Consider the following 6,270-nt stretch of genomic DNA (forward strand, 5'->3'; position numbering starts at 1 on the left):
AACCCCGCGACAGTCGGATCAGGCGGGTCTCGGCGTCGGGAGTGCACGGTATCGACGCGGCGGTACCAGGAAGTTCCCGCGATTCTGGACGAAGACGTACTCGAGGATGCCGTTGTTCACTCGCTGCCGGACCGACGGGTTGTCCGTGAGGTCGTCGCCGTTCATCGCCTCCCGGACTTCCTCGAAGGTTGAGAGTCGGCGCTGGAGCGACGGGAAATGAAGGCTCGCCATGTCGCCGTCGGTCGACTCGACGTGCCGGCGGAGAATGCGGACGTTACCGTCCTCGTCGCGGTTGGCGCGCGCTGCCTTCTGTGCGTGCCCGACCCGGCCGTGTTCGTCGATCGACTGCTGGATGGTTTCGGAATCGAGGAACGCGTCGATACCGCTGTCGGCCCCGAGGTTGGCACCGACGCCCTCGACGCGGCCTTGTTCGGCGTGGCTGGGACTGAACATCTCCATGACGCGTTCTTCGAAGGTCTGTTCGTCGTACCAGTCACCGAGTCGCTGGCGGAGGTTCGCGACGTGTTTGGTCGTCCCGCCGGCGAAGGGCCCCGCCTCGATAGTCACGTAGTCCTCGGTGGCCTGGTTGCCGGCGAAGCCGGCCTCGAAGCCCATGAACAGCGGCGACGCTTCGGGGACGGGCAGAGAATCGGGAATCCCGCTGATCGGTTCGCCGCGCTGTGTCTGGCGCTCGGCCGGCATTCCCGCGCCGATAAAGCCCGTCCGACGGTCGTCGACGGTCAACGCGTCACCGAGTCTGTCGGCAACCGCGAGCCCGTTGACCTCGCTTCGGTCGCCGAACATCGCTTCCTCGGCCTCGAGTACGACGTCCGCACGGTCACTGGCCAGATGGAGGAGTGTGTCCTGCGTGTCGAATTCGGGGTTCTCGAAGCCCGAGAGTCGCCGGGGTTCGGGCAGGTCGACGCTGTCGGGCAGTGAGTCGTCGAACCGCTCGAAGTACGACGGCGAGTACGCGACCGAGTAGACGAGGCCCTCGTTGCTCCGCTCGTAGGCTCGGTCAAGCGTCCGGAGGGCCGCCTCGACGGTTTCACGAGCGTCACTACGTGGGGTCCCATCGGCGTCGACGTTCAGGTAGAGGATAGTCTGGTGACGCGGCAGGTGGACGTTGCCCTCGTCGTCTCCACGCACGCGCTCGTTCCAGGCGTGCTGGCGCTGCGGGAGCTCCGAGGAATCCGAGACACCCTCCGGGACGGGTTCACCGGCCCGGGGTGCGCGCCCGAGACAGGCGCTCAGGGCGCTCGCGCCGCCGACCGCGACGGCGGCTTTCATGAACTGTCTGCGGGGTAGCGACTCGTCGAGACCCATCAGAGTGGCACCTCCGCGCCAGGCATGTCCAGGAAGGCCGTCTCGTAGCCCTCGTGACGGGTCAGTTGTGGTGGCGTGTCGACCGTGATCGAGAGGGTGCGGCCGTCCACCACCTCGGAGACGGCCGCGCCGTAATGATAGCCCAGTTCGGGGTCGAGCGTCGGTTCGAGGGCGAACGGGTCCCCGGACCCGGACAGCGACCCGGACAGCGTCATCGACGGCAGCACCGTTCGGTTGTACGGTGTGTGAGCGAACACCGTCAAGTACTGTCCGTCGCCCTCGATGCCTGCAGGCACCGCGTCCTGTACCGCGACCACGAACACAGCGTCGCCACTCGTGTCTGTCCCGCGGACCGCACCGGGCACCTCCGCTTTCGGCGGGACGGTCGCGCTCGGAGTCATCATGTCCATCGGCTCCAGGGCGGCGCGTTCGCCCGCGTCGTCGTACTCCTCGTAAGAGAGGCCGTCCCGGACGCTCTGGCTGTAGTCGAACTCAATCTCTGCCGTCGCCGGGTCGGTGAACCGGCCCCGGAACTCACCGGTCCGGCGGACACGGTCGTCCGGCACCGACCCGATGTCGACACTGGCGGTGTAGGTGCCGTCGCCGTCGGCCTCGACGTTGTTACCGTAGTGCAGTCCCATCGGCTGGGACAGCATTGCGTACATGTTTGTCTGGTCGACCAGCGAACCGCCTGTCGTGAGTTCTATCGTGAGCCCAGCGTTCGGGAGGACTACCCGCGTCTCGGGGTCCCAGACCACGGTCATAAGATGCATCGCGTGGCTCCCGTCGAGTTCCTTTTTGTTCGTGTTCGGACCCGTGATCTCCCAGAAGCGGTGTGGGTAACTGTACATCGCGGCGACTTTGTACTCACCCGCAGTCGTCGACCCGATCATCTCCATCCCCTCGGAGTGAGTCGGGTGGTAGACCGCGTCAGGACGGTCCGCAACCAGTGGCGGCGAGCGGACCGACCGCGACTCCGTCTGGAGACACCCCCCGACAATCCCCGCGCCGACCAGCCCGGCTCCCGCCCGGAGGACAGCACGTCTATTCATCAGTATCTTTTAGATGTCGAGGATAAAAACTCGTTCCGGTTCACGAGGAGGCCTCACACGTCCAAATGCCGAATCAGCCACGCGGCGACCACTCCGCCTGCGACCACGACACTCCAGACACCTGGCCATGCACCGTCCGCCGCGGTTTCCGCGCGCGTCTCGGCCGTGTCGGACCGGTCGATATCTCCCCCGTCGCTACCCGGTCCGGGAGCGGGCGTCGGTGTGTTCACGCGGACCGAGTCGCGCCCGTCGGGGAGTCGCTCGTATCGACTGGCGACCGGCTCGCCTGCAACGTGAACGGTTGCGTCGGTCCCCGGTTCGAACCGGCCATCACCGCCGTCGGTGGTAACAGCGACTGCGACGACCGCCCGCTCGTCGAGTCCGGTCGTGTTCACGGACACGCGGACGTCTGTGTGTCGGCCCGCCGAGAGCGACCGAGCGCCGAGCGCGCGGCCGAGTGTCCCATCGTCCGCCGCGTAAACGACGAGGGACCCGTCGTCGGGGAGCGTCGCCGCGACGACCGGGAGCGTCCCGTTTTCGAGCGGGCCTGCTCCACGCGTGAGGACCGATGCGGGACGGTCACCACGTGCGACCGAGAACCGCTGCCCGGCCGGCTCACCGAACCACCGTAACATGTTGTCCACAGCCGGGTCGAATCCGTCCCCCTCCTCGGCATCCGCGTGTAACACTGCCCACAGCGAGACGCTCCGGTTCACCTTCGACCAGAACGCAGCGTCGGCTTGGACAGTGACGCCGCGGTGACGGCCGCTGTCGAGCGGGCGGACGCCGACGACCCGTCCAGGTTCACCGTCGTCGTCGGCCCGCAGTACCAGATAGCCGTCCATCGAGAGGACGGCCTCCTCGACGACGACGGTGCCGTTCGTCGACACCTGCGGGGTCGCCGTCGCGTGGTTCCCGTGAGCGACAGCGACCCCCGACCCCAGCACGACGAGGGCGAACAGGCCGAGGGCGATGGCGGTTGCGCGCATCTCAGATCGACAGCTCCGTTGGCGGCAGTTTCAGGAACGCGCGCTCGTACCCCTCATAACAACCGACCTGTGGCGGCGTGGCCACGGTCAGACGAAGGCGGTCGGCCTCCGAGCGGGTGGGCAGCACCGTCCCGTAGTGGTACCCGAGGGTCGAGTCGGGTAGCCGAGCGGCCTCGAAGACCGCCTCACCGCTCCTCGCGGTTCCGAGGTGCGTTCCGGGCATAACCTCGGGTTCGGGCGTTCGGCCCGGTGGGAACGCGGCACGCATCGGTTTGCTGGCTCGCGGAGCTTCAGCACTGGGAGTCGCCCGAGTCCCCGTCTGGCGTCTGTCCCGAGCGGTGAACCGAGACGGAGTCTCGGCGGTCGCCGTCCACAGCCGTCTCGTCCGTTCGACGAACGACTGGTTGTACACGTCGCTGTCAGCCGGTTTAGCGGTTGAGGTGCGTGGGGCCGTCTCGGTCGGCATACCGATTATTCGCGGCCAGTTGCAACCCGTGAGGCCGGTAATAACGATGCTGGCCAAGAGGGCGAGCAGGCGTCGCCGCTGCATTCGACATGAGATTTGGACGGCGACCCGTTAGCAGTTCCGCTGTCGTGTCGGTCAGACTAGTGTCTCCGGACGGTCCGAGAGGTAGTCGAAAACCGCGCCCAGGCTGAAGCCGTACGCGAGGTGACTCACGAGTGTTAAGAAGGCGTAGAGAGCGAGCGTAACGGTGCCGCCGCCAATGCCCTGGGAGAAGGCCAGCACGAACCCCGTCCAGAGGACGAACCCGTACGGAAGCCCCTTCGTGGCGAACCGCCTGCCAGGGAGGTACACCGATACCGCGGCGAACAGGAGCGGCCACGTGACCATCCCACCACCCAGAAACACCAGGAAGCCGACCGCGACCGCGTTGCCCGGGAAGAGCACGGCCAACCCGGACAGTTCGGCCAGAATCCCGAACGACGCCATCTCGAAAGCGTTCACCGACGACGCTACGAACAGGACGACACTCATCGCTGCCGTCCCGACCAACCCGCCGAGGGCCCCGATCAGTCCGTCCGTAACGATGCCCGTGAGATGATCGAAGTCCGGCTGCGCGACCTCACTGCTGACGTCCGGTTCCAGCTCCTCGGCACTTGCTTGCGTGTCACTGTCAACCATGTCGTTCGTTCACGTCCTCGAGCAACAAAAGCGATGCGCACACGTTCGTCCGTACGTTCGCCTCTCGGAGCGCAGAGTAGTCTCGCGTTCGCAACAACGAAGCCAAGGGCCGGATTTGAACCGGCGATGATCCGCTCTGCAGGCGGACGCGTTCGGCCAGACTCTGCCACCTTGGCGCAGTCGGTAGTAGTCGAGAACCGGTTTTAAGCGTAGCGGTCTAATGCGGGCGAGGCATCCGAGAATACGGGACCAGGCTCGCGAGAATCCCACTTTTTGACCGAATCGCGGGCGTGAAGCGCGAGCGCACAAAGTCGCCCTCAGTACGAACGCGGCAGCCCCAACGTGTGCTCGGCGATGTGGTTCAACATCATCTGTGACGACCCCGGCGCGACAGTCCCGAGGCGACTGCCCTTCCACATCTCGACGATCATGTAATCACGGCTGAACCCGTTGCCGCCGTGGGTCTGTAACGCCACGTCTGTCGCCTCGTGGCCCGCCTCCGAGGCCCGGAGTTTCGCCATGTTCGAGAGCTCCGCCGTCTTCTTCATATCCTCCGTCCCCTCCGTCTCGTCCATCAGCCAGGACGCCTTCTGGACCAGCAGCTTCGCCGCCTGCACCTTCGAGTGTGCGTCCGCGAGCGGGTGCTGGACCGCCTGGTGAGCCCCGATCGGCTCGTCGAAGACGACTCGATCGTTCGCGTACTCGACCGCACGCTCGATTGCGTTCCGACCGACGCCAATAGCCCCTGCAGCCCCGACCAGTCGCTCGGGGTTTACCGTATCGAACAGCTGGTACAGGCCCATGTCTCTGGTCCCGATGATATCGTCTTCGCTCGCCACGTACCCGTCGAAAGAGAGTTCGTACTGCTTTTCTGGCGTCGGAATCCCCACGTCGAGTTCCCGACGTTCGATGTTCTCGTCGTGCGGGTCGGCCAAGAACAGCGTAATCCCCTGCGTCCGTTTGGCCACCTCGTCTTTCGGCGTCGTTCGCGCGACCAGCAGCATCTTGTCCGCCACGTCAACCCCGCTGATCCACTGCTTGCTCCCGTCGATCAGGAAGGTCCCGTCGTCGCGCTCCGCCGCGGACGTGTCCAGGTTCGGCGCGTTGTGCCCCGCGTTGGGCTCGGTCAGCGCCATACAGAAGTTCAGATTTCCGTCCACCAGCGGCTCCAGCAACTCCTCTTTCTGTGTCTCCGTCCCGTGGTTCGTCAGCGTTACCGCACCGAAAACGACGTTCACCACGAACAGCATCTCCGCACCCATGCTCCCGTGTGCGACCAGCTCCTCGACGATGGTCGTCAGCTCTCTGATACCCATCCCCTCACCACCGTACTCCTCTGGCACCGTGACACCGAGGAAGCCGGCGTCGGCACAGTCCTGCCAGAACTCTGTCGGCTCCGTCCCCGCCGACACGTCCCGCCAGTAGTCGTCGCCGTAGCCGTTCGCCACCTCTCGCGCTGTCTCTCGCATCATTCGGTGTGTCTCCGACTCAGCGAACCCGGATTCGTCAGTGAATGACATGCACCGTACGAGGGGCTACCACATTATAAAACTATGAATTATCAACGGCTGGATGGTTGTCGACCGTTCGAAACGGTGGACACCCCAGCAGGAGCTGGTGACGTTCGAAATAACTCGACCCGCAGACGGCCGATACCGTCTGCGGGTCGAGGATGAGTGGAGGCGGCGAACCGGGTCTCCCAGAGGCTCGCGCACTCAAGTAGGCCCCGGAACGCTGGCGGGCTTAACTTCCGTGTTCG

General features: G+C 65.4%; 6 protein-coding genes, 1 tRNA gene and 1 rRNA gene. All 8 read right to left on the minus strand.

Translation table 11 applies throughout. The features are described 5' to 3' along the window. Positions 1-18: 18 nt before the first annotated feature. On the minus strand, positions 19-1,326 hold the full coding sequence (locus Q0964_RS10445) for a DUF7405 family protein (protein WP_299266977.1): 1,308 nt from the start codon (positions 1,324-1,326) through the stop codon (positions 19-21). Then, positions 1,326-2,378 carry a DUF7350 domain-containing protein gene (locus Q0964_RS10450; protein ID WP_299266980.1) on the minus strand — a complete coding sequence of 351 codons (1,053 nt, stop codon included), beginning with the start codon at positions 2,376-2,378 and terminating at the stop codon, positions 1,326-1,328. Before Q0964_RS10450 ends, Q0964_RS10445 begins: the two co-directional genes overlap by 1 nt. Before the next feature lie 53 nt (positions 2,379-2,431). Then, positions 2,432-3,367, minus strand: a complete 936-nt coding sequence (locus Q0964_RS10455) for a DUF7282 domain-containing protein (protein WP_299266983.1) — start codon at positions 3,365-3,367, stop codon at positions 2,432-2,434. Between the two features lies 1 nt (position 3,368). After that, entirely contained in the window at positions 3,369-3,590 is a 222-nt protein-coding gene (locus Q0964_RS10460; RefSeq protein ID WP_299266985.1) for a DUF7350 domain-containing protein, read from the minus strand. A gap of 378 nt (positions 3,591-3,968) precedes the next feature. Then, positions 3,969-4,511, minus strand: a complete 543-nt coding sequence (locus tag Q0964_RS10465; RefSeq protein WP_299266987.1) for a DUF6789 family protein — start codon at positions 4,509-4,511, stop codon at positions 3,969-3,971. Positions 4,512-4,611: 100 nt separating this feature from the next. Then, positions 4,612-4,687, minus strand: a tRNA-Cys gene (locus Q0964_RS10470). Positions 4,688-4,828: 141 nt separating this feature from the next. After that, a complete protein-coding gene (locus tag Q0964_RS10475; RefSeq protein ID WP_299266989.1) occupies positions 4,829-6,031 on the minus strand; it encodes an acyl-CoA dehydrogenase family protein in 1,203 nt (400 codons plus the stop codon). 157 nt (positions 6,032-6,188) lie between these two features. Further along, positions 6,189-6,270: ribosomal RNA gene (rrf, locus tag Q0964_RS18570) — 5S ribosomal RNA — on the minus strand; the annotation flags it as partial.

It is taken from the genome of Halorientalis sp., from assembly GCF_028275115.1.
Lineage (GTDB): Archaea > Halobacteriota > Halobacteria > Halobacteriales > Haloarculaceae > Halorientalis.